Below are 25,009 nucleotides of genomic sequence, written 5' to 3'. Positions count from 1 at the left end.
GCGTGGTAGGTCCTCGTCTAGCGTGGCCACGGTGGGGGGAGGTGGGCCGTGGACCAAGGTGGAGCCGCGCACCTGGACGGACGGGTGACCCGCGTCGGTGCGCGATCGAGCCACCGGGTCGGCACCAGGAGGTTCGGCGCCCTGGGGAGCGTCCGCAGGGCCTGGCGGCGCCTCTCGCCGTTCTTCCGCGGCTCTCGCGCCTGGCTCGCGCTGCTCGTGGTCCTGGCCGTGTCGGCGGGACTGCTCGAGGCGTCGGTCCTGGCGCTCATCGCGGCCATGGCGGTCTCCCTCTCCGAGGGCAGCGCGAGGACCTCGTTGAGCATCGGCCCGGTGGGCGTCGGGATGTCGCAGACCGTGACGTTCGTCGTCGCCATCTCGCTCACCGTTGCGCGCACGCTGCTCCAGCTCGCGCTCGCCTACCTGCCGGCACGGATGAGCGCACAGGTCATGGCGGACCTGCGCATTGACCTCTTCGACGCCTTCGCCGGCACCGCGTGGTCGACGAAGGCGCGCGAGCGGGACGGCGCTTTCCAGACGTTGATGACGCAGAACGTCACGAACGTGGCGTCCGCCGTCATCGGCCTCGGCAACGGGCTCACGGCCACGATCATGTTCGTGATGATGGTGGTCGTCGCCCTGCTCCAGAACGCGCTGGCGGCCGGGGTGCTCGCGGTGGCGGCGGTGGTCCTGTTCGCGGCACTGCGTCCGCTCGCGCGCGTCCTGCGGCGCAACGCCAAGCGGCTGAGCGGCGAGGCCATGAGCTTCACCGAGAGGGTGCAGGACGTCGTCCTCGTCGCGGAGGAGACCGAGGTGTTCGGGGCGACGCCGACCTACGTGTCCGGCTTCCACCGCCAGGTCGACGCCGTTCGGCGGCCGCACGCGCGCACCCGTTTCCTGTCCGGCGCGCTGCCCGCGCTCTACCAGAGCGTCGCGCTGATCATGCTGGTCGTGGCCCTGATCGGGGTCGCCCTCTCCGGCGCGACCGACCTCGCCGCCCTGGCGGCAGTCATCCTCTTGCTCATCCGCGCGCTGACCTACGCGCAGCAGATCCAGACCGCCGTGACCAACATCGACGAGCGCATCCCCTTCATGGACCAGATCGCCGATGCGCTCGAGCGCTATCGCGGCAACCCGCAGCAGGACGGTCCGGAGGAGCTCGGCGAGGTCCGGTCGCTGCGGATGGAAGAGGTCTGCTTCTCCTACCGACCCGGCACCGAGGTCCTGCGAGACGTGAGCTTCGAGGTCCGCAGGGGCGAGGCGATCGGCATCGTCGGGCCTTCGGGCGCCGGCAAGTCCTCCATCGTCCAGCTCCTGCTGCGGCTGCGGGAGCCGAGTGCCGGGGCCGTCCTGGTCGACGACCGTGACGTCGCGCAGGTCCGGCGCGACCAGTGGCGCCGGGGCGTCGCCTACGTCCCGCAGACGTCCCAGCTCGTGTGGGGCACCGTGCGCGACAACATCCGCTTCTACCGTGACTGGATCGACGACGACCAGGTGGAGCGCGCCGCGCGGCGCGCGCACATACACGACGACATCATGTCCTGGCCCGACGGCTACGCCACCCGGGTCGGCCAGCGGGTCGGTGCCGTGTCCGGCGGCCAGCGCCAGCGAATCTGCCTGGCCCGGGCGTTGGCTGACGAACCGCAGGTGCTGGTGCTGGACGAGCCGACGAGCGCCCTCGACGTCCGCTCCGAGGACGCGGTCGCGGCGTCACTGCACGAGCTCAAGGCCGACACCATCCTGGTGCTCGTCGCCCACCGGCTGTCGACGCTGTCGATGTGCGACCGCATCGTGGTGATGGTCGACGGCCGGGTCTCGGCGGTCGGCTCGCACGACGACCTCGTCGACCACGACGAATTCTTCCGCGAGGTCTACGAGATCACGCAGCGGCAGCGGCAGCACTGATGGCCCTCGAGGACGCTGCCAGGCAGGCGCTCGCGCAGTTCGGCTTCCACGGCCGTGACGTCGAGCGCCTGGAGCAGCTGCCGCAGGGGGTCAAGAACGTCAACTTCCGGGTGCGGGCCGCAGACCGCGACTGGGTCCTCAAGCTGCACGCCTCGCCCGGCGCGGCGGAGCGCCTGATGCTGACGCACCGGCTCGAGACGTGTCTCGTCGAGGCGGGCCTCCCCGTCGCCCGCTTGCACCGGCCGGCAGCGGGCGGCACGTTCGTCGCGACCGATGCCGGGACCTTCACCCTCCACGGCTGGGTGGACGGCCACCAGATCTCGATCGGCGAGCGCGACGCTGTCCACGCCAGCCATCCCGACCTGGTCCGCGACCTCGGTCAGCTGCTCGGCGACCTGCACCGCGAGGGACGCCAGGCGCTCGCCGATCCCGACGCGGGCGTCCCGGTCGAGTCCTTGCTGTCCGCGCCGGCGAGGACGGTCGCGAGCATCCGTCACGGACGACCGCACCGGTTCCGCAAGACGGCGCGGCTGCGCCGCAACGGCGGCGCGTTCGACCGCTGGGTCCTGAGCGTCCTCCCGGGTCTGTTCCGGGACGCCGCGCTCCTCGCCTCGCCCCGGGTCGCGGCGATCCTCGACCCCGGCGACGTGATCCTCGCCCACAACGACGTGAACTGGGAGAACCTCGTCCTCGACCGCGACTTCGCCGTCCTCGCGCTCCTCGACTTCGACAACGCCGCGCCGCTGCCGAGGGCCCTGGACGTCGGCGCAGCAGCCGCTGTGCTCGTCGGGGCGGACGAGGAGCGGCTGCACCGATTCTTGGAGGCGTACGCCTTGGCCTTCGGGACCGCGGTCGGTCGGAGCGCGGTACACCTGGGCATGCGGTGGAAGTGCGTGCGCTCCATCCTGTGGTCCGTGGACGCCTACGTCAGCGGCCGGGTGGCCGACGTCGACCTCGTGGCGGCGTGGTGCCGGCACCTGGCGGTCTGCTGGAGCGAGCTGCCGCCGCTCAGCCCGGCTGCCGGGACGACAGTCGCCCGCTGAACGGACTCAGCTGCCGACGAGCTCGGCTCGGTAGATGTCGACCATTCGCCGTGCAGCGTGACGCCAGGTCAGCTCGGCGGACCAGGTGACGCACTCCTCACGCAGCTCGCGGCGCTCGGTCTCACCGTGCATCACCCGCGCGAGGTGGTCGGTGAGCGTGCCGACGGAGCGAGGCTCGTGCACCAGGTCCCTCAGGCCGGGCGGCAGGAGGGCGCCAGTCGCGGTCGACACCAAGGGTATGCAGCCTGATGCCTGCGCCTCGTAGGTCACCAGTGCGCTGCCCTCCTCGACAGAGGGCAGCAGCAGCACGTCGCTGCGCCGCAGCAGTCCAGGTACGTCGTCCACGAATCCCAGAGCCTCGACGCTGTCGCGACCGAGGTGGCGCTCGAGGCGTTCGCGGTAGCCGTCGGCGAACCCGCCGGCGACCAGGAACCTCGCCCCGGCGGGCGGGCGGGCGGCGGACCAGGCCTGCAGGGCGTAATGCAGACCTTTCCGCGGCTCGGCGCGACCCACGAAGACCGCGGTGAACGGCCGTGCCGGAGTCTCGGTCCTGCCCACGGTGTGGAAGCGGGACGGGTCGTAGCCGTACTGGTGCCGTCGGAGCTTCTCCACGCTCGTGCCGCGGTCGCGGAACGTCCGGGCGACGTGCGCCGACGGGACCATCAGCAGGTCAGCCGCGTCGTACTCGTCGGTCTCCAGGCGAAGCCGGTGAGCGTCGGGCCGGTGGGAGTGCCCCCTTGGCAGGCCGACGCCCACCGTCGCCGCCTCCCGCGCGGCTTCCTCGAAGGCGTTGGCGGTGTGCGTGTTCGGCACCTCGCGCGAGGCGAGGACGCCGTGCATGCGAGCCGCGCGCATTGTGCGGAGGCCACCTTGTGGCCACGTGTGCACCACGTCGAACGCCTCCCCGCCCGTGCGGAGGAAGCGGGCGGCGGCCGCGTCGTGGAAGTTCCGCGCACGCAGGGGCGACCCGAACGCCCGGTGCGGCACCCGCCGGCCCCGCAGTCGAAGCGTCTCATGCACGCGCACCGCTGGGGGCAGGGCGGCGTGGAGGGAGGTGCAGACGAGGGTGACGTCAGCACCGGTTTCCGACAAAGCGAGCACCTGGTTCAGCGCGGTCGTGCCGATGCCGGGAACGCCGACCTGGTGAGGGAAGCTGTAGAGAATCCTCACGTGCCCACGCCCGGGGGACCCGATGCAGGAGACGGTCGTGCACCGCCCTTGAGCGTGCTGCCCGACAAGATGGCGGGGGTCGCCCGGGCGCTCCTCTGGTCGGGTCCGGCCCCCAGCAGTGCGCGCACGGCCGTCCGGTGCCGCGATTCTCCGGCGCGCGCTCGCATGGCCTCGTTGAGGAGCACGGCCGCCCAGTACGCCGCGCTGGCGGGACGCGAGTGGCGCTTGCGGTAGAGCCGGGTGCGATTCACCGCGGCGAGGGCCCAGAGGTCGGCCGACGTCGCCTGGTCCCCTCCCTGGTGGACGACCTGCGCAGCCTCGACGAGCTGCAGACGGTAGCCGGCGTCACGTACGCGCAGGCAGTAGTCGGTCTCCTCCGAGTACAGGAAGAAGCGCTCGTCCCACTCGCCGACGGCGTTGATGGCGGCCCGGGTGACCATCATCGCCGCCCCCGTGGCCCAGTCGGCCACGGCTCCGTCGCGGTAGCGGGTCGCGTCGCGCACGGTCTCGCCCAGCAGGGCGACACGTCCGGCCCGGCGCCCCCCGAGCAGCGCCTCTCCCAACGCCCGGGGGACGCTCGGTTCGCGACGCAGGGACCAGCACAGTGTCCCGTCGGACGCTAGCATCAGCGGCACGGCGATGCCGATCGACGGGTCGCGCGAGACCACATCGAGCAAGGTCGACACGCTTCCCGGGGACGGGACTGCGTCCGGGTTCAGGACGTACGCCGCCCGCGCCGCCGGGTACCGACGGAGCGCAAGGTTGATGCCGCCAGCGTAGCCGGCGTTGTGACCGGCATTGATCACCCGGACCCACGGTGCGGACGCCCGGACTAGGTCGGGCGTGCCGTCCGCCGAGTCGTTGTCGGCGACGACGACGAGGCAGCGGCGCACGGACGCCAGTGCCGCAGGCAGCGCCGCGAGCAGCGCTCCGATGACACGGGAGCTGTTGTAGGTGACGACCGCGACGACGACGTCGGCCCCATCAGTGTCGCGGACCAGTCCCGCGGGTGCCCCTACGACGGTCACCATCGTGCGGGCCGTCCGGCGATCGAGCGCGCCCGGCGGCGCACGCCCGACCAACGTCGCCGCCAGCCGGCGTACGCGCAAGGATCGAGCGAGGCAGTCTGCAGCACGAGTGCGCTCTGCCGCAGCTGCGCCACCCACTGGTCGACCGTGGTCACACCGTTGGCCCTCGCTGAGAGAGGCATGCGGTCCGCCAGGTCGGCATCTTCCCGAATCAACGTGTGGGGCGAGCGCGGGTCGTCCATGTGGTCCTCGGGCACGAACGGGTGATAGAACCCGTTGACCGCCCCGGCCCGGGCCAGCCGGATGCAGTAGGCGGTGAACGACTCGTTGGGCCGCAGGGGTCCGTGGGCCTGCACGAGACTGCGGGGCAACAGGTACCCGCTGCCCTGGACCCAGAGGTTTCGCAGGAGCGAGTGACCGCCGGCGAACGACTGGATCTTGTGACGCGCGAGCTCGGGGCGGAGGTCCTCCTCCGGATGGCGCCAGCTGCCGATCGCCCCGAATTGCGGGTTGGCGTCGTGGGCTGCGGTGAACGTGTCGAGCCAGCCCGATGCCACCAAACAGTCGTCGTCGACCTTGGAGACAAAGCGTGCGTCGGAGCCGTCCCACAGCCAGTTCGTGGGCTCTCTCAGCCTGACGTTGTCCCGGCTGTGGTGGTAGCGGGCGACCCTGTCGTCCTTCCGGAAGGGCCGGACGGCCTCGATGGTCGCCTCGTCGTCACCGTTGTGCCAGAGCCACACCCGATCGTCCGGCCCAAGTGTCTCGAGCAGTCGCGGCAGGGACAGGTGCACGTAGCCGGCGCTGCGGTAGGTGATCATCACGATGTCGGCACGCGGCGCCACCTCAGCCCACCTCGCTCGACTCGAGCTCGGGCCGACGCAGGTCGCGCACGACGATCCGGCGGGCGGTCCCGAGGGTCGACCCCGCCTTGGCGCGCGCCGGCAGCCGCCACCAGAGACGGAACGCCGGCATCCCGCGGTAGCGGGGCGCGGGCATGCGCATGGCAAGCATTGCCAGCCGCCGGCCCCACACCGCCCCCCGGGTCGCCCCCAGGCTCGGCTGCGATTCCGTCAGCCGCTCGAGTGGCAGCTCGACCCCGTCGAGGGCCCCGTGCGCGAACGCCGACTCGAGGAGGTCCCGGCCGCGCTCGGTCCTCAGGACGACGAGCGAGCGGCCTGCCTCGCCGTCGCGCACCGGGCGGTACCACGGGTCCCCGACGGAGAGGTCGGCGAACTCGCCGGTGTGGTCCGGGCACACCAGACATCGCCACTGGCGCTTCTTGGTCAGGCCGCCCCACGCCTCGGCGTAGCTCATCGAGGCGCGGTCGCCCGCCGTGGTCTCCACCCGGAACTCCCCGGGCCATCCCTCGCCTCGGTAGTCGACGCGAGTCACCTCCGCCGGGTCGACACCGAGCCGCTCGATGGCCTCCACCGTCGCCTCCGTGGACGGGGTACCCGCGCAGAAGATCCCCAGGGTCACCGCCACCCTCTCCTCGAGGCGGGGCCGCGCCGCCGCGGCCCGTCGTGCGGCCGCGACGTCGCACGGTTTCCCGACGACGACGCATGGGCCCTCGGCCTCCTCCACCAGGTCGAGGCGCTCGCACGGGCTGGCCGGAGCGTAGCGGGAGCCGGCCGCCGCCACGATGTCCTCGCAGGTGCGGTTGAGCACCGTCTCATTGCGGAGGGGGTCGGTGCGCGACGCTCGCACTTGGAGCGCACCCACGGCGAAGCCGGCGTCGACCGCGTGAGCGGCCAGGGCGCTGACCACCCCACCCGACGATCCGCGGTGCCGCAGGTCGCTGTCGGTGGACCAGCACTCGTAGAGCCCGAGGATCGGGCCCCACTCACCCCGGAAGGGGGCGTCGTCGAGCAGCCCGGGCGGGTGGCTCAGCGCCCTTCCAGGACAGGCGTCGACGCCTTCGCCCGTGGTGCGCGTCGTGATCCCGACAATGGGCAGCGGCCGGCGACCGACGCCCGGCACATCGGCCATCCGGAGTCGGTCGCGATGCAGGTACGCGCACGCGCCGCAGCCGGTGCACAGTCGGGCATCGACGATGCCCTCGATGGAGTCGAGATCGTGCTTACTCATGCACCCGGACCCTCCGAGCCGGCGGGAGCGCTCGGGCACCCAGCTGCAGGACCTCCTGCAGCTGGGTGCGGGAGCGCTCGACCGTGGCCGCGCCCCGGTCGGCGAGGACGGCACGGCTGTGTGCCCGGTCGTGCCAGCCGGCCACCAGCCTCTCGACCGCCTCGTGCCCGTAGCACGCGCGCGCGTCGACCACCTGGTCACCGAGGCCGCAGGTCTCGAAAACGCCCCGCGTCTTGTCGCTGTAGGCATAGGCGGCCGCCGGCGTGGTCGTCGACAGCGCCGCTATCGTCGCGTGCATGCGGCTGCCCACGAACCAGTCGAGTGTCGCGATGCACCACTTGAGCTCGGAGGCGTCCAGCTCGGGAGGCAGCACGCAGGTCCGATCACGCTCGGCGTCGGTCAGGGCGTCGAGGACCCGGTGGATGGCGTGGATGTCGCTTTCGCCCTCACCGCCGTGGCCGTGGACGTGCGGGACGAGCACGACGCGAGCCCCGGCTCCGACGAGCTGACGCACCAAGAGGATCGCGGTCTCGAAGTAGTCACCGGCCAGCCCGAACCGCGCGTGCGCCTCGGGGCCCTGCAGTAGGCCGCTCACGTTGACGCCGGCAGTGTCCTCGCCGGCGAGCTCCTCCAGCTCGCTGGCGAGGCGGTCAGCGGGACGGCGCGGCTCGAGCGCGAAGGCGACGTCGACCCCGTCGCGCAGACGAGTCGGGTCGGCGTCGGGTCCGGCGAGCTCCAGCAGCTGTGCATGGCTCCACGGGTCCCGGGCGTAGGCGACGGTGGCCGCCCTGATCAACCGCCCGGCGAGGGCGCGTGCCTCTGAGGACCGGAACGGTCCGTAGGTCTGGGGGAGCAGCACGAGGGGTCGCCCGCCCCGCACGGCTGCGGCCTTGGGCGCGCAGACGGCGTGCAGACGCGCCGTCCCGTAGAGGTCGGTGAAGCTGTCGCCAGCGCTGACGTCGAGGACGACGTCGGCCTCCGCGAACCGCTGCGCCACGGGGTTGAGCCGGGTCGAGACGGCCTGCGCGAAGCGGATGTGAGCCCAGGACTCGGGCCGGTGCCAACGCCGGGAGCGCCGGACACCGGCGAGCTCGACGGAGATGCGGTCGTAGCGTCCGCTCGTCTCAGCTCGGATGCCCCACTCGTCGTCCAGGATCGTCAGGTGTGCAAGCGGGGCGTCGCGCTGCACCGCGTCGACGACCGACCGGCCCAGCGCCTCGACGCCGCGGTTGCCGTTGCCGATCGGAGCGCCGGCCAGGACGAACCGCGCCGGCTCCTCCGGCGCCTCCTGGCGCGCCGCCCCCGCTGCGATACCCATCGCACTCCACCCCCAGCTCCGGCGTCTGGTCACGCCTCACCAACTCCCGCCGTGGGGAGTCCGTCAGAACGGTGCGCGACGACCACGTGGCCGTCCGCGCCTCGACGGGGGATATGCCCCAATTTGGGGAGGCGTCGCTGCCGCCCCCCGGGAGAAGGTTCTCGTGACATGTGGGGGGTCGACTGATGGATGTCTGGCGGATCACGGTGGCCGCGCTGCGCCGGTGGTACGTGCTGCTGCCGCTGCTCGGTGTGACGGTGCTGCTGGTGCTGACGGCGGGGCGCGGAGTGCAGCCGGAGTACGACGTGACCGGTGCGACCATGCTGGTGCCGGGGCGGGACGTGCCGGATGTGCCGAACCCCTACGGGGGGCCGGCCGAGGCGAACGCCGCGGTGGGCATCGTGCTGAACAGCCCGGAGGTCCGGCAGGCGATCGCCGACCAGGGCCTCGTCGCGTCCTACGAGGTGGCGCCGCAGTCGCGGAGCACCGTCATGAACTTCCAGGTCCGCAGCGACACGCCGGAGGCAGGCATCGAGACGGGCGTCGCCGTCTTCGAGCAGGCGGCCAAGGAGCTCCGCGACCGGCAGAACGCGGCCGGCATCCGGTTGAGCCAGCAGTACAGCATCGACGTGCTGCAGGCCCCGTCGGTCTCGGCTGCAGTGACCGACGGCAAGCTCCGCAACATGGCGGTCGTCGGTGTCCTCGGAGGTGCACTGTCGTTGGCGATTGCCGTGTTCTTCGACGACGTGGTCGGGCTGCTGCGGCGCCGCCGTCGGCGGCGGCATGAGTCGGATCGTGGCCACGACCCTTCGAGACACTCGTCGAAGGACTCGGCCAGAGGCCCGGCGAAGGACCCGGTAAAGGGCGCGTCCGAGAGGCAGGCGGCCGACCACGCCGTCGACGTTCCCAGCGACCAGCGTCCGACCCATGCGGCCGTCGCAGCTGCGACGCCGCCATCCGCTGATGCTGACGCCGACGCCCCCCGGTTGCGCAGGTCGAAGCCCGAGCGTTCGCCGCACGGCAGCGACCCCGAGGGGCAGGGCCGCTCGGCTGGTCAGCCGCGCAGCATGGCGGCCAGCGACGCGCGATGAGCGGTCGCTGGACGGTCCCAGCCGCGGGATCGGACGAGTGGCGACCGTCGTTACTCAGGGTCCCGCGCGTCGTCATGGTGGCTGCCCGGGAGCGGCTGCCGGTCCTCCTGCGGCCGCGCAGGATCACGACGTTCGCCCTCCTGGCGGCGTTCCTGGTCCTGCAGTTCCTCATTCCTGCTCGCCTCGTCATCAGTGGCATGGGGGCCGCGGGGCGCCCGTCGGTCGCCGTGGGCATCCTGCTGCTGTTCCTGTGGTTGCTCTCCGCAGTCCGCGCACACCAACTCCCGGCTGGCCGCCAACCCGTGCGCTGGGTCGTGGGCCTGTTCGTGGCCACGCAGTTGGTGGGGTACGTCATCGGGTTTGACCGGTTCCCTTCAGCCATCGAGGCAAGTGCGGCGGACCGGTGGTTGATCCTCATCTTCGCGATGGCAGGGATCACCCTGACCGTCGCGGACGGGATGCGGACGCGGGCCGACCTGGACCGGGTGCTACGGCTGGTTGTCAGCATGTCGGCGCTGATGGCCCTGGTGGGGACGCTGCAGTTCTTCCGGCTCGTCGACATCGCGCAGCTCATCCGCATCCCCGGGCTGCGCCTCAACAACAGCCTCATCGTGGTAGGCACGCGAGGTGACACGGCCCTGGCCCGGGTGGCCGGGACGGCGAGCCACTACATCGAGTTCGGCGTCGTCCTGGCGCTCGTCCTGCCGATCGCCCTGCACTACGCCTACTTCGCCGCGCCGGGGCGGGCGCGACGATGGCAGTGGTTGCAGGCCTCGGCGATCGCCTTCGCGATCCCGCTCTCGATCTCCCGGTCCGCCATCCTCACCGTGGCCGTCACGTTCCTCCTGCTGTCCGTGATCTGGCCGTGGCGGCACCGCTACAACGCGTTCGTCGTCGGCATCGTGGCCCTCGCGGCGTTCCGCGTGATCAATCCCGGGGTGCTCGGAACCATCCGCTCGCTGTTCACCAACGCGGGCAACGATCCGAGCGTGCAGGACCGGATCGCACGCACCGACTACGTGCTGGAGCTGTGGAGCAGTCGTCCTTGGTTCGGCCGGGGAGCGGGGATGATCATCCCGGAGCAGTACATCCTGCTGGACAACCAATGGTTCGGGATCTTGCTCGCGGGCGGGCTGTTCGGCGTCGTCATGACGCTGCTCTACTTCGGGGCCCCCTACGGCATCGCGCGAAGCGTGCGCGTGCGGGGCCAGGACCAGGAGACGCGCCACCTCGCCCAGGCCCTGGCGGTCACCATGCCAGCCGCGGTCTTGAGCGCGGGGACCTTCGACGCGTTCGGCTTCCCGACCTGGGTCGGCGTGATGAGCATCTTCGTGGGCGCGGCGGGGGCGCTGTGGCGCTTGGACGGAGCCACCCCGTCCCGGCCCCTGCAGCTCGGGGACCCCTCCGACCGCTACGTGGCCCCACCGGTCATGGCGAGTGCCCGAGGCCGAATCCGCGAGGCATGGGCCAGCACGGCAGGCCCCCCGGCGCTCCGCTAGTTCGTGGACACCCCCCAGCCCCTGGCGCTCAGTGCGGCCGCGGCGGCTGAACCTGCGGCGGAGGGCGTGGCCGCCGGCACGCCGTCCGGAGTACGACCACCCACGTCGACGCGGCCGTCGTCGTCGGCCACAAGCGTGTCGAGCGCGACTAGCACGGCGTCGACGGACTGCTGGTCGAGCGGGTTCTCCCGCGCGAGGTAGGAGGTGAGGGCAGCCGAGGTGGGCGCGTCGCACGTCCGCTGCCCGGTCGCCCACACCCAGTACTCCTCCACGACCGGGAGCTGGCTGTGCGGGATCGAGCCGTGGACCGGCTGCTCGCGGACGCAGTAGTGGTAGAGCGCCTCCATCGGTCCGTCGAGCGGCGCGAAGGTCAGGCCGTCGGAGCGCATGATCGCGGCGCGCAAGTCCTGGAGCGTACGGCGGACGGGGCGGAGGTCGAGCTCGGTCAGCCGGGAGTCCTCGACCACCAACCGCAGCAGTGCCGAGCACCCGCTGAGGTCGACGGCGTCGATCTCGGTGCGGTAGCACTCGACGTGCTCGAGCCGTGACAGCCCGCTGAGGTCTAGGCGGCCGGACAGGGGCGTGCGACCGGCGCAGAACCGGACGAGCTCGGAGAGCAGCGACAGGCCGGTGATCGCCGTCACCGGTTGGGGGTCGTGCTCGTAGGTCGCAGGCAGCGACAGCCGGCCGTAGTCGTCGCCGCGGTTGAAGCCGAGATTGAGCGTCAGCACCTGGTCGAAGGCCGGTGCTCCGTCGGAGCCGGTCACCTGCAGGCCGACCCTCTTGACGTCGCCCACGGACAGCGTGGGTGCCGGTCCGGTGCCGAGCGTTGCCCCGGTGTCGAGGTCGACCCAGGCGATCTCCGCCCCGGAGATCGCGTCGTTGCCCGGCGCCAGCTCGACCGTGGGTCGCAGCGTCGGCCCGTCGACGTGCAGCTCGACCATCCGGCCGTCGACCGGCGCGGACGCGCTGGGACGCCGCTCGCGCGCGCCGGCGGCGCGGTCGCCGCTGCACGCCGACGCACCGCACGCCGCGGCGGCGGCGAGTGCGACGAGGACACCTCGTCGGCTGGGCGCGGTCATCGGTCTGGGTGACATCTGTTCCCTCGAGACTCCGGCCGCCGGACGTACGCGCGCCCGGCTCAGCCGGTCCTGGTGGTCACGACGCTCCCGGCGCCGAGCGGACTGATGTTGCCCACGCGGTCCTGGGCGAAGATCGAGTAGCTGTAGGTCGTGTTCGCGGTCAGTCCGCTGTCGGTGACGCCCTGCGCTAGCGCTGCGGGGAGCCTCACGGTCGTACCGCTGGTGTGCGTCGCCGGTGGCGTGGCGCCGACGGCGCGGCGCACGATGATCGTCTTGAGCTGGTCGTTGACCGGGTTGGTCCACGTGAGCGTCACGCTGGTGGGTCCGTCGACGGTGGCCACCGCCTGCGTGACGGGCGCCGGCATGGTGACCGGCACTGTGATGCTCACCGGCACGCTCGTGCGGCCGGCTGCGTCCTGGGTGAAGACGGAGTAGGAGTAGCGCTGCCCGACCTCGAGGCCAGTGACGTCCGTGGCGCTCGTGGTGACCGGACGCCCGGTCGGCACCTCGACGCCCGCTGTGACGGTGGCCGGGGGCGTCGTGCCCGGGGCGCCGCGCACGACGACGCGCACGGTGCCCGACGGGTACTGCCAGGTGAGGTTGACCTTCGCGTTCGTGACGATGGGCGCCTGCAGGTTGGTCACCGGGCTCGCCGTGGCGCCTCCTGCGGGGGGCTGCACGGCGCCGCTGAGGTTCGCGGTCACCGTGCTGCCGCTGCCGAGAGGACTGATGTTGCCGATCCGGTCCTGGGCGAAGATCGACCAGCTGTACGTCGTGCCCGGGCTCAGGCCGGTGTTGGTGACGGTCTGCGTCACCGGCGCGGCGAGGGTCACGTTGCTGCCGCTCGCCGCCGTGGCGGGCGGTGTCGTGCCAGCGGCGCGGCGCACGATGATCCTCTTGAGCTGGTCGTTGTCGGGGTTGGTCCACGTCAGCGTGACGCTGCTCGGGCTGTCGACCGTGTGAGCGGCCTGCGTCACCGGCGCGGGGAAGCTCGTCGGCACCGTGATGCTGGCCGCGGCGCCGACGTTGCCCGCCGCGTCCTGGGTGAAGACCGAGTACGAGTAGCGCTCACCGACCGCGAGGTCGTTGACGTGGGTGGCGTACTGCTGCATCGGTCGACCGGTGGGGACCTCAACGCCGTCGGCCACGGTGGCGGGTGGGACCGCTCCGGGCGCGCCTCGGACGATGATGCGCGCGACGTCGTGGTCGGTGTCGGTGGCCGGGTAGGCCCAGTTCAGGGTCACCTTGGCGTTCGTCACGACCGAGGCCAGGAGTCCCGTGACCTGGGTCGGCGGCGGGTCGTCGGCGAGCACCATGCTGTGCATCGCCTTGGCCGAGACCTGAGTGACTCCCGTGATGCCCGGCGGCACGGTGGTCACGCCGTAGGCGCTGTCGCCCCACGTGGCGACCGTGCCGTCCCGCAGCGCGACGAGGGTGTGCATTGCGCCGGCCGTGATGCTCGCGACCGGCGGAAGCCCGGCGGGAACGGTCGCCTGGCCGTGCTCGTTGCTTCCCCACGCGGCGAGGGTGCCGTCGCTCCTGAGGGCGAGGCTGTGGTTCCACCCCGCCGCGACGGCGACGACGTCGTGCAGGCCCGCGGGGACGGCCGACTGGCCGTACGTGTCGTCGCCCCACGCCACGACCGTGCCGTCGCTGCGCAGGGCGAGGCTGTGGTAGCCGCCGGCGTCGACGGCGACGACGTCGTGCAGGCCTGCGGGGACGGTGGACTGGCCGTCGGCGTCGCCGCCCCACCCTGTCACTGTCCCGTCGCCGTGGAGCACGAGGCTGTGGTAGCGCCCCCCGGAGATGGAGGCGATGTCGTGGAGGCCGGGCGGGACGTCGGTCTGCCCGACGTCGTTCTGCCCCCACGCGACCAGCGCTCCGTCGCTCGTGAGGGCGAGGCTGTGGAAGCCGCCGGCGGCGATCTGCGTGACGTCGGCGAGCCCCGGCGGCACGGTGGCCTCGCCGTAGCGGTCGTGACCCCAGGAGCGGACTGTGCCGTCCTCCAGCAGCACCATGCTGTGCGCGGTGGCCGACACCTGCTTCACGTGCGCCATTCCGAGCGGCACGTCGGCCTCGCCCCAGGTGTTGCGACCCCAGCCGATGATGGTCCTAGGGTCCCCGGGCGCGCCGGACGCCGGCACGACGGCCGCGCAGACGGACGCCACCACGAGGCAGGCGGCGAGCAGCGGCAGACGGCGCACGCGCCCGGACGAGTACGTGGACGAGACAGTGCGCACGGCATCCCCTAGGTGTGAGTGACGCCGGTCGCGACGACACGCGCAGGCACCACCCGCGACGCTAGGGTGGGGGAGGAGGCGCCGAATCCCCTGACTGGGGTATCTCAGCCGCTGGAGCCGCCGGTGTGCACGGGGTCCTGCGTCGCGGCTGCCACGAAGCCGGCCACGTCGTCGCTCAGCAACGTGTCGAGGTGCCTGCCGATGCGATCGACCGGCCAGTCCCACCACTTCAGCTCCAGCAGTGCGGCGATCTGCTCGGGCGGGAACCGGAACCCCGCGACACGCGCCGGGTTGCCGGCCACGATGGCATAGGGCGGGATGTCGTGCCGCACGACGCTGCCGGCGCCGATGATCGCCCCGTCGCCGATCGTCACGCCGGAAAGGACGAGCGTCTGGTGCCCGAGCCACACGTCGTTGCCGATGACGACCGCGCCCCGGGTGACCGACGTGTCCTCCGCCAGGTGGCGGTGGGTCTCGTTGAAGGGTGGGTACGCCGGGAACCGGTAGGTCGAGACGAAGTCGGCGCGGTGCTCGCCGCCGAGGACGATGTGCGTCCCGTAGGCGAAGGAGCAGAACTGCCCCACGGTCAGCATGGTGCCTGGGCCGCGGCTGGACACCGTGAGGTGCCCCCACGAGTAGCGCCCGATGTCGTACTGCCGGAGGTCGGCCCGTTCGTCGAGTCGCGTGGCCGAGGGGAGCTGACCGGGTGCCGGTCCCGCCACGCGCCGCGCCAGCCCCCGCAGCCGCGATCGCACGCGGGTGACTGCGGTCATGCTCAGCCGACCGCGGCGGCGGACCGCTTGCGGGCGACGAACCGGGTCAGGTTCTCGATGCTGTCGAGGTTGCTGGGCAGTGTCTCGTCGTCAGCGACGGTCACGCCCATGTCGGTCTCGAGGAAGTCCACGATCTCCAGGACGCCGGTCGAGTCCACCAAGCCGGACTCCAGCAGGGAGTCGCTCGTGCCCGGCAACCTCGAGTCGTCGCCGAACAGGAAATTCGTGACGATGAAGGTCCGCACCTGGTCTAGAACACCCTGGTCCAGAACGTCCTGCTCGTGCTGCTGATCCATCTCCGCAACCCCCATTTCAGCGATGACTGCCGACCGTCGGCCCGCCTAGGCTGGCGTAAGGATGACGCCAGAAGGCGACGCTGTACAGGGGGGGCTGATGGATCGGCAGGTTGCCAACGCGAGCGAGGTCCTGCTGTCCCGAGGACGCCCCGGCGACGTCGCCCTGGTGGACGCCGCCGGCCGTCACACCTACGCCGACCTGCGCCGCGCGGTGGGGCACCAGACCCAGCTCCTGCTGGACTGGGACCTGCCTCTGGGCTCACGGATCGCGCTGGTCGGAGGCAACTCCGCGTCCTGGGTTGCCAGCTACCTCGCGATCATGCGCGCCGGCCACACGGCCGTGCCGCTGGCGCCCGTGCTGACGGCCGACGACATTCGCAGCAAGATGGCCCACGTCGGGTGCGCGGGCCTGCTCATCGACGAGATCTCGTCGCGGCGGCTCCCCGCGGTGACGACGGCGTCCGAGCGCGCGGCCGCCAGCACCGGGGTGCGGGAGCTGCTCGCCAGCGGCGCCGCCTGCGCGCTTCCGGACGCGCGTCCACCGGCTGCGTCCGCCGTGCTGGTCTTCACCTCGGGCACGACGAGCCGCCCACGCGCGGTCATGGTCGGTCACGACAACGTGCTGGCCAACACCGCCTCGATCGTGGACTACCTCGGTCTCCGACGCGACGACCGCATGCTCGTGGTGCTGCCGTTCTCCTACTGCTTCGGCGCCTCGCTGCTGCACACGCACCTCGCGGTCGGCGCGAGCCTGCGCATCTGCGAGACCCAAGCCTTCCCCGAGACCATCGTCGAGGCGATCGACGACGACGGGTGCACCGGGTTCGCCGGCGTGCCGTCGTCCTACCAGCAGCTCCTGCGGGCGAGCTCGTTCGAGTCGCGCCAGCTGCCCTCGCTGCGCCACCTGCAGCAGGCCGGTGGGCGACTACCGAGCGCGCAGGTCGAGAGGGTCGCCGCCGCCCAGCCGCACGCCCGGCTGTTCGTGATGTACGGCCAGACGGAGGCCACCGCGCGGCTGGCGTACCTCCCGCCCGAGATGCTCGCCGCCAAGGCAGGCTCGGTCGGCCGGGCGATCCCGGGAGTGTCGTTGCGGATCGCCGACGAGTGCGGGGCCGACGTCGTGCCCGGCGCCGTGGGCGAGATCCGGGCCCGCGGCGCCAACGTCACCCAGGGTTACTGGGAGGACGCGGAGGGCACGGCCGGCAGGTACGTCGACGGCGAGCTGCTGACAGGCGACTTCGGCCGCATCGACGAGGACGGCTTCCTCTACGTGGTCGACCGGCGCGACGACTTCATCAAGTCCTGGGGATACCGGGTCTCCAGCCACGAGGTGGAGGACGCGGCCCTGGAGGTCGGCGCGGTGGCGCAGGCGGCGGCTGTCGGCCGCCCCGACCCCGACGCGGGCGAAGCGGTCGTGCTCTTCGCCACCCTGCGCCCCGGCGCCGTCCTCGGCGTCGGGGAGATCGAGGCGCACCTGCGCGCGCGACTCGCCAAGCACCTCGTGCCGCACGAGGTCCGGATCCTCGACCACCTGCCGCTGAACCAGAACGGCAAGGTCGTCAAGACCGAGCTGCGCGCCTGGGCGCGCGTGGCCGCGGAGGCGCCGCCCGCCGGCGCAGAGCTCGTCGAACTGGGAGGACACCATGCTTAAGGCACTCGTCGCCGCCGTCGGCGCCCTGGGGCTGCTGGCCGCGCTCGGACTCGGGGCGGTCCTCTGGGCCGACCCCGCGGAGGGCGACCCGTTCGAGACACCCGACGCCACGTCAGCCGACCTCGAGGATGTCGCCGGGCACCGGGTCTTCTTCGGCCACAAGTCCGTCGGCTACAACATCCTCGACGCCCTGCCTCGCCTCTACGAGGAGCGGGGGGTGGCGGCGCCCAAAGTCGTCGAGTCGCGCGAGGCGCCTCTGGAGCCTGCCATCGTGCACACCCCCATCGGCGAGAACGGACATCCGCTCGAGAAGATCGCGGAGTTCGACCGGATCATGCGCGACGGGATGGCCGACGCCGTCGACGTCGCCATCGTCAAGCTCTGCTACGTCGACTTCCGGGAGGGCCGGGTCGACGTCGAGGAGGTGTTCACCGCCTACCGCGACACCCTGGCCGGGCTGTCGCGGGACTACCCCGGCACCTCCTTCGTCGCTGCGACGTCGCCGCTGACCACCGAACGCGGTCCGCTGGGCAAGGTGAAGGCCGCGCTCGGCCGGGGCGACACCCTCGGTCCTGAGCACAACGTCGTCCGCGAGCGGTTCAACGCGCTGATGCGCGCCGAGTACACCGAGCCCGGGACGCTGTTCGACATCGCGGCGATCCAGTCCACGGATGCCTCCGGCGCGCGCGTCAGCTACGAGCGCGATGGCGAGCACTACTACGCCATGGAGCAGGCGTACGCCTCCGACCCGGGTCACCTGAACCCGGACGGCGCCGAGGTCGCGGCGTCAGCGTTCGTCGCCGTGCTCGCCGACGCCCTTGCCTAACCTCGGGTCGTCCGCGGCTGGCGTGATCGGGGTGGCAGGCGTAGTAGGTGTGGGCGTCGACGTGGCCGACGCCCGGCGCTTCGAGCGGCTGGTCGGGCGTGGGAGCAACCGGGTGTGGGCCCACTGGTACACCGAGGCCGAGGCGCGGGAGTGCCTGGCGCACAGCCGCCCCGGGACGGCGGCGGCGCTGCGCTTCGCGGTGAAGGAAGCCGCCTACAAGGCGGTGGGCGCCCACTTTGCGGACATGATGCGGTGGCGCGACATCGAGGTGCTCGGGCGGGAGCCCGCCTGGCGCCTCACGCTACGGGGCGACGTCGCCGCGGCAGCCGAGGCCGCAGGGGTCCAGCGGCTCCACGTCTCCACCTGCCGCACGGGCGGCCGGGTCCTGGCGACGGTCATCGCCGAGGGCGGTTCGCGCGATCCCGGCCGCGCCGGACACGCGCCCGTCTACGCTTCATCATCCACGCCGGACGCACAGGGGGACACATGAGGCTGCGCGACCACGACCTGGTGCTGCGGGAGATCGACGGCGAGACGGTGCTGCTCGACCTCGCCGGCTCGACGTACTTCGCGGTCAACCGGACCGGGACCTTCCTGCTCGAGCTGCTCCGGGACGACCAGGACCGCGAGTCGCTCGTGGACGCCCTGGCCCGCCAGTTCGAGCTCGGCGACGACCAGGCCGCGGCGGACACCGACGCCTTCCTGACGGCGCTGCGGGAGCAGGACCTGCTGGTCTGAGCCCGCGCGGCGACACGTTCCTCACGCGCCGAGCAGCCCATACCCCCAATTGGTCATTCCACCTGGGACGCGTCGTCCGAGCCGAGCGCCGCACCTATCTTCGGAGCCACATCACCGAGGGAATGGGGGCATGACAAGTGGAGGCATACGAGTCACCGAGCATCACGAAGGTGGGGACGGTCGCCGAGCTGACCCAGGGCAACATCTTCCAGCGCGGCCATGACAACAACCAGTGGATCCCGATCGGCGGTCCGTTCACCGGCAACGGTGGCGGACACGGGGGCGGCAACGGAGGCGGCTTCGGCTCCTGACGGCCACGAGGACTGGGGGCCGGCCCGGCCGGTCCCCAGTCCGTCGCGCTCGGACCTGCGAGCACGACATGGTCGGGACGAAGTCGACGTCGAGCTGACGCGATGACCTCACTCCTCGCCGCCGACTACTGGCGGCCCACGTCGTTCGAGGTGGCCACGAGCTGGGTGCACGGGCTCTCCGCCGTCCGCGATCGCGACGCCTCGCTCGCGGACTCGCCGCGCGGAGCGTTCGAGGCGGTCGTGCTGACCGCGCTCCGCCAGGCCCCGTGCTTCGTGGCCTTTTCTGGGGGCCGCGACTCGTCCGCCGTCCTCGCCGTCGCCACCCACCTTGCGCGTCGCCACGGCCTGCCCGAGCCCGTCCCGGTCACCGAGATCTACCCCGGCGTCCCGGAGTCCGACGAGTCGGAGTGGCAGGAGCTCGTGATGTCGCACCTCCGGCTGCGCGAGTGGGTGCGACTGGAGTTCCCCGACGGCAACGACCTGGTGGGCGCGGAGGCGCAGGAGTCCCTTCGCTCGCGCGGGCTCCTCTGGCCGGTCGCACTGCACTCCAAGCCCGCGGTCCTGCGCCGGCTGGGCGGCACGGGCTCCTACCTCACCGGCGAGGGTGGCGACGAGGTCCTCGGCCGGCGGCGCGGGGCCCAGGTCAGCCGGCTGTGGCGACGCGGCGTACGTCGGCTGCGGCCGGCGGACCTGCGCTCGGCCGGCTCCGCCCTCGCCCCTCGTGCCTTCCGCTGCTCGCGTGAGCGCGCGCGGCTCGACGCTGCCGACTGGCAGCCCTGGCTGCGCCCGGAGGCGCGGGAGCAGCACCACCGCCTGCTGGCCGCGGACCTCACCACCGAGCCGCTGTCGACGGCCCGGTCGCTGCAGTGGCTGGTGACGCGCCGCGCAGCGGCCATGGCGTCGCACAACTACGCGGTGCTCGCCGCCGACCACGGCCTGGTGCTCCACGAGCCGCTGCTCGAGCCGCGCTTCGTGCGCACCCTCGCCCGTGCCGCGGGTACGTGGGGCTACGCCTCGCGCACGGACGCGATGCGCTCGCTGTTCGCCGACGTCCTCCCGGAGGCAATCCTGTCCCGGAGGAGCAAGGCCTACTTCAACCGCGCTTTCATGGGCCAGGCGACGAGGGCCTTCGCCGAGCAGTGGGACGGCTCGGGGCTGGATCCCGAGCTCGTCGACGTGGAGGTCCTCCGCGCGGAGTGGCTCTCGGACTTCCCCTCCGCGATCGCGACCCCGCTCCTGCACGCCGCGTGGCTGGCCGCGACCCCCGCGCACCAGGACGGTGCCCGGTGACCGCGCGGCTGTCCGTCCACGGCGTCGGCCCGGCAGACCTAGTCCGGACCGCAGTCGCCTTCGTCCTGGCCGCCGTGGTCGAGGTGGGCCTGCGGTCGCTCCGCCTGCCGCGCCTGTCCCGCCTGCTCGGCGTCCCGCTGGACACCGCAGCCCGGCGCGATCCCCGAACCCCCGGCGTCGTCGTGGTTCCGCACCGGGCGCGGCGCAGGCTCGCCGCCACCCGGCGTGCCCTCGAGCACTGGCCGTTCGGTGACAGCTGCCTGCGGGTCGCCCTCGTCGGCGGGTTCCTGGTTCGCGACCTCGACCCGGTGCTGCGCATCGGCGTGGCCAGCCACGACGGCGAGGTCAAGGCCCACGCCTGGCTCGAGATCGGCGGCCTCAGCCTGGACCCGGGCTCGGTCGACTTCGCACCCTTCGAGAGCGTGCGGTGATGAGTCGCACCGCGGAGGAAGCCGCGCGCTTCGAGTGCCGGCTCTACGGCCTCGACATCGTCTCCGAGATCGACCTCTGTGCCCGACGGCCGCGGACCGCGACCGCGCTTCCCGTCACCGTCCGCGTGGGGGGAAGCGTGCCCGCCACGCGCGTGGTCCCCGAGGGGGAGCTCTCGGCGCAGTGGACGACCGGTTCTGGGTTGACCGCGAGCTTCGTACGTCGGCGGGACGGCAGCCACCTGCTCCGGTTCGAGTCGACGTGCGACGTCGTGATCGCCGAGGGGACCGACCGGATCACCGTGCACATGGTCGAGGGGGTGCCCGAGTCGATGGGCGGGGTGCTGGTCGGCGGAACGGTCCTGTCCTACTTGCTGATGCTTCGCGGCGACCTGGTCCTGCACGCCAGCGCGGTCGACGTCGGGGGCCGAGCGATCGGGTTCGTCGGGTCCTCTGGCATGGGCAAGACCACCCTGGCCACCCTCATGTGCCGCGACGGCGCCCTGCTCGTCACCGACGACGTCCTGCAGGTGGCCGGTGACACGACGGGGGACCCCCGGTGCGCTCTCGGGGCCACCGAGCTGCGGCTGCGCGCCTCGGCGTCCAGACTGGCCGACGCCTTCGCGGAGGGGGGCTCGCACCGCCCGACGGCCGACGAGCGGCGGGCGCTCAGCGTGCCCGCGGCCACCGACGATGACCTCCCCCTGGCCGCGCTGCTGATCCCGCGGCCCGACCGCCACGGCTCGGGGCTCGCGCTCACGCGCGTGCCGCCGGCCGCGGCGGCGCTGAGTCTGCTGTCCTTCCCACGGATCCTCGGGATCCGCGACCAGCGCATGCTGGCCGGCCAGTTCGCGCAGGTGACCGACCTCGCGGCGCGCGTCCCGGTCTTCGTCGCCGACGTCCCGTGGGGCCCGCCGTTCGAGCCCCATCTCGCGACCCGCCTCCTGACCGCGCTCGACGACGCGCTCGACGACGTCCGGGGACATCGCCGAACCGAGGACGCCGACCGAGAGCTGGGTGCACGATGCTGAACGTGGACGCAACGACGATCGACCAGGTGCTCGGCGAGCTCGCCGAGGTGCCGGTCGCGCCGGGCGACGCCGAGCTGGCGGCCGTCGCGATCGCGGTGCACCTCGAGGAGGCCCTGGGCGTCACGGTCCCCGCCGACCTGCTCGACGCCGCGCACCTGGTTCCCCCGGCCGCGCTCGAGCGGACGGTACGTCGGCTGGTGGCTGGTCCCTGATGTGCGGCATCGCAGGGATCCAGGCGCCCACGGCCGTCCCGGACACCGACACGCTGCTGCGGATGATGACGGCGCTCAGCCACCGCGGCCCGGACGGCAGCGGCTACTACCGCGACGAGACGGTAGCCCTCGGCCACACCCGCCTGGCGATCATCGACCCGGCGCTCGGGGTGCAGCCGATGTGCGGCGAGCGCGAGGACGTGTGGGTCACCTTCAACGGGGAGATCTTCAACTACGTCGAGCTACGCGCCCAGCTGCTGGACCGCGGCCACGACTTCCGGACCCACAGCGACACCGAGGTCATCGTGCACGCGTGGGAGGAGTGGGGACCGGGCTGCTTCGAGCGGTTCAACGGCCAGTGGGCGCTCGCGATCTGGGACCGGCGTACCTCCGAGCTGGTGCTGTGCCGCGACCGGCTCGGCGTCCGACCGCTCTATCACGCGTCGGTGGGCGACCGGCTGCTCTTCGCCTCCGAGGTCAAGGCGCTCTTCGCCGACCCCCAGGTCGAGCGCGCCTTCGACCCGGTCGGCCTGGACCAGGTGCTCACCTTCTGGTCGACCGTCGCCCCCCGCACCGTGTTCGCCGGCGTCTCCCAGGTCCTGCCAGGCACCTACGTGGTGTGCCGTGACGGGGTGGTTGGGGAGCCGCGGACCTACTGGGCGCCGTCGTTCCCGGTTCGCGGCGGCGGAACGTCGTCCGGCCTCGACGACAACGCCGCAGCTCTGCGCGAGCGTCTCATCCACGCGACGAAGCTCCGCTTCGAGCGCAGCGACTTTCCCGTCGGGGCCTACCTCTCCGGCGGAATCGACTCAGCGGTCACGGCCGGCATCATCAGGGAGTTCACCGACGCCGACCTGCACACCTTCTCGCTCCGCTTCGCCGAGACCGAGTACGACGAGGGTCAGCACCAGGCGACCATGGCGCGGAGGCTGGGCACGACCCACAGCGACGTCGTCGTCTCGCACCGCGACATCGGCGAGGTGTTCCCCGAGGTCGTGCGGCATGCCGAGACCCCGTTGCTGCGCACCGCGCCCGCTCCGATGTTCCTGCTGTCGCGCCTGGTGCGCGAGTCCGGTTACAAGGTGGTCGTGACCGGAGAGGGGTCAGACGAGGTGCTGGCGGGCTACGACATCTTCCGCGAGGCGAAGGTGCGCGAGTTCTGGGCGCGGGACCCGGGTTCGCCGCAGCGCGCCCGCGCGATCGAGCTGCTCTATCCGTGGCTGGGCCGCAACCCCAACCAGGCGCCCGCGTTCGCGCGCGGCTTCTTCGGGCGCAACCTCGACGCGGCGGACCCGGCGCTCTCGCACCGGCCGAGGTGGGACAGCACGTCCGCTCTGAAGGCGATGCTGGCCCCGGACTGGTCCGGCGCCGCGCCGGACGCGGCCGTTGGCCTGGTCGAGCAGATGCCCGCCGCGGCCGCCGGGTGGGACGGGCTCTCGCGCGCGCAGTGGTTGGAGATGACCACCCTCCTGCCGGGCTACATCCTCGCCTCGCAGGGCGACCGGATGCTCATGGGCAACTCGGTCGAGGGACGCTTCCCGTTCCTGGACGCCGGCGTGCTCGAGCTCGCCGGGCAGCTGCCCGCACGGCAGAAGATGCTCGGACTCGACGAGAAGCACCTGCTCAAGCGCGCTTTCCGAGACCTCCTTCCCCCGGAGATCGTGGCCCGGCCCAAGCAGCCCTACCGGGCACCGGACGCCTCTGGCTTCGTCGGTGCCGACGCACCCGACTGGGTAGCGGAGGTGACCTCGCCCGAGGCCGTCGAGGCGGCCGGCCTCTTCAAGCCGGGGGTGGTCCACTCCCTCCTGGAGAAGGCACGGCGCTCGCGCGGCCGTGCCCTGTCACACACCGACAGCATGCGGCTCGCCGCCGTGCTTTCGGCCCAGCTGCTGCACGACCAGTTCCTGGGGCACGGACGCGCTCGCGTCCTGGCCCGCCCGCCCCATCCCACGACCGCCTTCGACCGGGCGGATCCCCAGAGGAGAACAGCATGGCGCTAGCGTTCGGACCCGACGTCCTGGACTTCGACGAGGAGGCCGAGGTCGCCCGCGTCACGGTGATGCTCCGCGACTACCTGGTGCGCAACAAGCGCAAGGGTGCGGTCGTCGCGGTGTCCGGTGGCATCGACTCGAGCGTCGTCGCCGCCCTCTGCGTGCGCGCGCTCGGTTCCGAGCGGGTCTTCGGCCTGCACATGCCCGAGGCCGAGTCCGCCGAGGAGACCCTCGAGCTGAGCACCAGCCTCACCGACGCCCTCGGCATCGACTCGGTGCACGAGGACATCTCGCCGATCCTCGAGGCGGCCGGGTGCTACCGGCGGCGCGACGACGCCATCCGCCGCGTCGTCCCCGACTACGGCCCCGACCACAAGTCCAAGATCGTGCTGCCGAGCGTCGTGGACTCCGACTCACTGCGCCTCTACTCCGTGGTCGTGCAGGCCCCGGACGGCACCCGGAGCACGCACCGGCTGACGGTGGACGCCTACCTCGAGATCGTCGCCGCCACGAACTTCAAGCAGCGCACGCGCAAGATGCTGGAGTACTTCCACGCCGACCGGCTGAACTACGTCGTCGCGGGCACGCCGAACCGGCTGGAGTACGACCAGGGCTTCTTCGTGAAGCTGGGTGACGGCTCGGCCGATGTCAAGCCGATCGCGCACCTCTACAAGACGCAGGTCTACGCGCTGGCGGCGTACCTCGGGGTGCCGAAGGAGATCCAGGAGCGGCCATCCACGACGGACACCTACTCTCTGCCCCAGTCGCAGGAGGAATTCTACTTCTCCCTGCCCTACCCACGTATGGACCTGTGCCTGTACGCCCTGAACCACGGGGTGCCGACGAAGTCGGTCGCCGAGGCAACCGGACTCACCACCGAGCAGGTCGAGCGGGTCTTCCGCGACATCGAGCAGAAGCGACGCACGACCGCCTACATGCACGAGCCGCCAGCGCTGGCCGCTCCGATCGAGGAGGTCGGCCACCACTGAGCGGTCGACCGG

24 protein-coding genes are annotated in these 25,009 nt (G+C 72.1%); 15 read left to right on the top strand and 9 right to left on the bottom strand.

The window, feature by feature from the left end; genetic code table 11:
* Window positions 1–48 precede the first annotated feature (48 nt).
* Both J3P32_RS04890 and J3P32_RS04885 read left to right on the top strand, forming a co-directional pair.
* A complete protein-coding gene (locus J3P32_RS04890; RefSeq protein WP_307807721.1) occupies window positions 49–1,902 on the top strand; it encodes an ABC transporter ATP-binding protein in 1,854 nt (617 codons plus the stop codon).
* Window positions 1,902–2,945, top strand: coding sequence for a phosphotransferase enzyme family protein (locus J3P32_RS04885; RefSeq protein ID WP_210438709.1), 1,044 nt, complete (start codon window positions 1,902–1,904; stop codon window positions 2,943–2,945). The genes J3P32_RS04890 and J3P32_RS04885 overlap by 1 nt, the downstream gene beginning before the upstream one ends.
* 6 nt (window positions 2,946–2,951) lie before the next feature.
* On the opposite strand, the gene J3P32_RS04880 is transcribed toward J3P32_RS04885, so the two are convergent.
* The 5 genes from J3P32_RS04880 to J3P32_RS04860 are packed head-to-tail and all read right to left on the bottom strand — an operon-like array spanning window position 2,952 to window position 8,549.
* Window positions 2,952–4,115, bottom strand: a complete 1,164-nt coding sequence (locus J3P32_RS04880; protein WP_210438708.1) for a glycosyltransferase family 4 protein — start codon at window positions 4,113–4,115, stop codon at window positions 2,952–2,954.
* Window positions 4,112–5,146 carry a glycosyltransferase family 2 protein gene (locus J3P32_RS04875; protein ID WP_210438707.1) on the bottom strand — a complete coding sequence of 345 codons (1,035 nt, stop codon included), beginning with the start codon at window positions 5,144–5,146 and terminating at the stop codon, window positions 4,112–4,114. The genes J3P32_RS04880 and J3P32_RS04875 overlap by 4 nt, the downstream gene beginning before the upstream one ends.
* Window positions 5,140–5,985, bottom strand: coding sequence for a glycosyltransferase (locus J3P32_RS04870; RefSeq protein ID WP_307807719.1), 846 nt, complete (start codon window positions 5,983–5,985; stop codon window positions 5,140–5,142). Before J3P32_RS04870 ends, J3P32_RS04875 begins: the two co-directional genes overlap by 7 nt.
* Before the next feature lies 1 nt (window position 5,986).
* Window positions 5,987–7,231 (bottom strand): Coenzyme F420 hydrogenase/dehydrogenase, beta subunit C-terminal domain, encoded by a 1,245-nt coding sequence (locus tag J3P32_RS04865; protein ID WP_210438706.1) that lies wholly within the window; start codon window positions 7,229–7,231, stop codon window positions 5,987–5,989.
* On the bottom strand, window positions 7,224–8,549 hold the full coding sequence (locus J3P32_RS04860; protein WP_210438705.1) for a polysaccharide pyruvyl transferase family protein: 1,326 nt from the start codon (window positions 8,547–8,549) through the stop codon (window positions 7,224–7,226). The genes J3P32_RS04865 and J3P32_RS04860 overlap by 8 nt, the downstream gene beginning before the upstream one ends.
* A gap of 185 nt (window positions 8,550–8,734) precedes the next feature.
* Between J3P32_RS04860 and J3P32_RS04855 the strand changes: the two genes are divergently transcribed.
* Both J3P32_RS04855 and J3P32_RS04850 read left to right on the top strand, forming a co-directional pair.
* A complete protein-coding gene (locus J3P32_RS04855; RefSeq protein WP_210438704.1) occupies window positions 8,735–9,640 on the top strand; it encodes a YveK family protein in 906 nt (301 codons plus the stop codon).
* A gap of 74 nt (window positions 9,641–9,714) precedes the next feature.
* Complete coding sequence (locus J3P32_RS04850) at window positions 9,715–11,139, top strand: O-antigen ligase family protein (protein WP_210438703.1); 1,425 nt, start codon at window positions 9,715–9,717, stop codon at window positions 11,137–11,139.
* On the opposite strand, the gene J3P32_RS04845 is transcribed toward J3P32_RS04850, so the two are convergent.
* From J3P32_RS04845 to J3P32_RS04830, 4 genes are all read right to left on the bottom strand, one after another.
* Window positions 11,136–12,221 carry a hypothetical protein gene (locus J3P32_RS04845; protein ID WP_210438702.1) on the bottom strand — a complete coding sequence of 362 codons (1,086 nt, stop codon included), beginning with the start codon at window positions 12,219–12,221 and terminating at the stop codon, window positions 11,136–11,138. The two genes, J3P32_RS04850 and J3P32_RS04845, sit on opposite strands and share 4 nt — an antisense overlap.
* Before the next feature lie 59 nt (window positions 12,222–12,280).
* A complete protein-coding gene (locus J3P32_RS04840; RefSeq protein ID WP_307861586.1) occupies window positions 12,281–14,461 on the bottom strand; it encodes a fibronectin type III domain-containing protein in 2,181 nt (726 codons plus the stop codon).
* A gap of 104 nt (window positions 14,462–14,565) precedes the next feature.
* Window positions 14,566–15,234, bottom strand: coding sequence for a CatB-related O-acetyltransferase (locus J3P32_RS04835; RefSeq protein ID WP_210438701.1), 669 nt, complete (start codon window positions 15,232–15,234; stop codon window positions 14,566–14,568).
* 2 nt (window positions 15,235–15,236) lie between these two features.
* Window positions 15,237–15,530 (bottom strand): acyl carrier protein, encoded by a 294-nt coding sequence (locus J3P32_RS04830; RefSeq protein ID WP_210438700.1) that lies wholly within the window; start codon window positions 15,528–15,530, stop codon window positions 15,237–15,239.
* Between the two features lie 97 nt (window positions 15,531–15,627).
* On the opposite strand from J3P32_RS04830, the gene J3P32_RS04825 reads away from it, so the two are divergent.
* From J3P32_RS04825 to nadE, 11 genes are all read left to right on the top strand, one after another.
* Entirely contained in the window at window positions 15,628–17,181 is a 1,554-nt protein-coding gene (locus tag J3P32_RS04825) for a class I adenylate-forming enzyme family protein (protein WP_246849877.1), read from the top strand.
* Complete coding sequence (locus tag J3P32_RS04820) at window positions 17,174–18,007, top strand: hypothetical protein (RefSeq protein ID WP_210438699.1); 834 nt, start codon at window positions 17,174–17,176, stop codon at window positions 18,005–18,007. Before J3P32_RS04825 ends, J3P32_RS04820 begins: the two co-directional genes overlap by 8 nt.
* A 49-nt stretch (window positions 18,008–18,056) precedes the next feature.
* Window positions 18,057–18,497 (top strand): holo-ACP synthase, encoded by a 441-nt coding sequence (locus tag J3P32_RS04815; protein ID WP_210438698.1) that lies wholly within the window; start codon window positions 18,057–18,059, stop codon window positions 18,495–18,497.
* Entirely contained in the window at window positions 18,494–18,745 is a 252-nt protein-coding gene (locus J3P32_RS04810) for a PqqD family protein (protein WP_210438697.1), read from the top strand. The genes J3P32_RS04815 and J3P32_RS04810 overlap by 4 nt, the downstream gene beginning before the upstream one ends.
* A gap of 137 nt (window positions 18,746–18,882) precedes the next feature.
* Entirely contained in the window at window positions 18,883–19,056 is a 174-nt protein-coding gene (locus tag J3P32_RS04805) for a lasso RiPP family leader peptide-containing protein (RefSeq protein WP_374222507.1), read from the top strand.
* 102 nt (window positions 19,057–19,158) lie between these two features.
* Entirely contained in the window at window positions 19,159–20,346 is a 1,188-nt protein-coding gene (locus J3P32_RS04800; protein ID WP_210438695.1) for an asparagine synthase-related protein, read from the top strand.
* Window positions 20,343–20,777, top strand: a complete 435-nt coding sequence (locus tag J3P32_RS04795; RefSeq protein WP_210438694.1) for a lasso peptide biosynthesis B2 protein — start codon at window positions 20,343–20,345, stop codon at window positions 20,775–20,777. Before J3P32_RS04800 ends, J3P32_RS04795 begins: the two co-directional genes overlap by 4 nt.
* On the top strand, window positions 20,777–21,805 hold the full coding sequence (locus J3P32_RS04790) for a phosphoenolpyruvate carboxykinase (ATP) (RefSeq protein ID WP_210438693.1): 1,029 nt from the start codon (window positions 20,777–20,779) through the stop codon (window positions 21,803–21,805). Before J3P32_RS04795 ends, J3P32_RS04790 begins: the two co-directional genes overlap by 1 nt.
* Window positions 21,806–21,807: 2 nt before the next feature.
* Window positions 21,808–22,017, top strand: coding sequence for a hypothetical protein (locus tag J3P32_RS04785; RefSeq protein WP_210438692.1), 210 nt, complete (start codon window positions 21,808–21,810; stop codon window positions 22,015–22,017).
* Window positions 22,017–24,017 carry an asparagine synthase (glutamine-hydrolyzing) gene (gene asnB, locus J3P32_RS04780; RefSeq protein WP_210438691.1) on the top strand — a complete coding sequence of 667 codons (2,001 nt, stop codon included), beginning with the start codon at window positions 22,017–22,019 and terminating at the stop codon, window positions 24,015–24,017. Before J3P32_RS04785 ends, asnB begins: the two co-directional genes overlap by 1 nt.
* Window positions 24,008–24,997 (top strand): NAD(+) synthase, encoded by a 990-nt coding sequence (gene nadE / locus J3P32_RS04775; protein ID WP_210438690.1) that lies wholly within the window; start codon window positions 24,008–24,010, stop codon window positions 24,995–24,997. Before asnB ends, nadE begins: the two co-directional genes overlap by 10 nt.
* Window positions 24,998–25,009 lie beyond the last annotated feature (12 nt).

This window comes from Nocardioides xinjiangensis (assembly GCF_017916385.1).
Classification (GTDB): Bacteria; Actinomycetota; Actinomycetes; order Propionibacteriales; family Nocardioidaceae; genus Nocardioides; species Nocardioides xinjiangensis.
The sequence above is the reverse complement of the archived record's forward strand: the minus strand, read 5'-3'. Positions and strand labels throughout refer to the sequence as shown.

Excerpts from the sequence above, each read along its gene's own strand:
- nadE (WP_210438690.1), top strand. The coding sequence starts at position 24,008 with ATGGCGCTAGCGTTCGGACCCGACGTCCTGGACTTCGACGAGGAGGCC.
- J3P32_RS04875 (WP_210438707.1), bottom strand. The coding sequence starts at position 5,146 with ATGGTGACCGTCGTAGGGGCACCCGCGGGACTGGTCCGCGACACTGAT.
- J3P32_RS04820 (WP_210438699.1), top strand. The coding sequence starts at position 17,174 with ATGCTTAAGGCACTCGTCGCCGCCGTCGGCGCCCTGGGGCTGCTGGCC.
- J3P32_RS04835 (WP_210438701.1), bottom strand. The coding sequence starts at position 15,234 with ATGACCGCAGTCACCCGCGTGCGATCGCGGCTGCGGGGGCTGGCGCGG.
- J3P32_RS04800 (WP_210438695.1), top strand. The coding sequence starts at position 19,159 with ATGACCTCACTCCTCGCCGCCGACTACTGGCGGCCCACGTCGTTCGAG.
- J3P32_RS04850 (WP_210438703.1), top strand. The coding sequence starts at position 9,715 with ATGGTGGCTGCCCGGGAGCGGCTGCCGGTCCTCCTGCGGCCGCGCAGG.
- asnB (WP_210438691.1), top strand. The coding sequence starts at position 22,017 with ATGTGCGGCATCGCAGGGATCCAGGCGCCCACGGCCGTCCCGGACACC.
- J3P32_RS04825 (WP_246849877.1), top strand. The coding sequence starts at position 15,628 with ATGGATCGGCAGGTTGCCAACGCGAGCGAGGTCCTGCTGTCCCGAGGA.
- J3P32_RS04790 (WP_210438693.1), top strand. The coding sequence starts at position 20,777 with ATGAGTCGCACCGCGGAGGAAGCCGCGCGCTTCGAGTGCCGGCTCTAC.
- J3P32_RS04860 (WP_210438705.1), bottom strand. The coding sequence starts at position 8,549 with ATGGGTATCGCAGCGGGGGCGGCGCGCCAGGAGGCGCCGGAGGAGCCG.
- J3P32_RS04845 (WP_210438702.1), bottom strand. The coding sequence starts at position 12,221 with ATGACCGCGCCCAGCCGACGAGGTGTCCTCGTCGCACTCGCCGCCGCC.
- J3P32_RS04855 (WP_210438704.1), top strand. The coding sequence starts at position 8,735 with ATGGATGTCTGGCGGATCACGGTGGCCGCGCTGCGCCGGTGGTACGTG.
- J3P32_RS04865 (WP_210438706.1), bottom strand. The coding sequence starts at position 7,231 with ATGAGTAAGCACGATCTCGACTCCATCGAGGGCATCGTCGATGCCCGA.
- J3P32_RS04885 (WP_210438709.1), top strand. The coding sequence starts at position 1,902 with ATGGCCCTCGAGGACGCTGCCAGGCAGGCGCTCGCGCAGTTCGGCTTC.
- J3P32_RS04830 (WP_210438700.1), bottom strand. The coding sequence starts at position 15,530 with ATGGATCAGCAGCACGAGCAGGACGTTCTGGACCAGGGTGTTCTAGAC.
- J3P32_RS04810 (WP_210438697.1), top strand. The coding sequence starts at position 18,494 with ATGAGGCTGCGCGACCACGACCTGGTGCTGCGGGAGATCGACGGCGAG.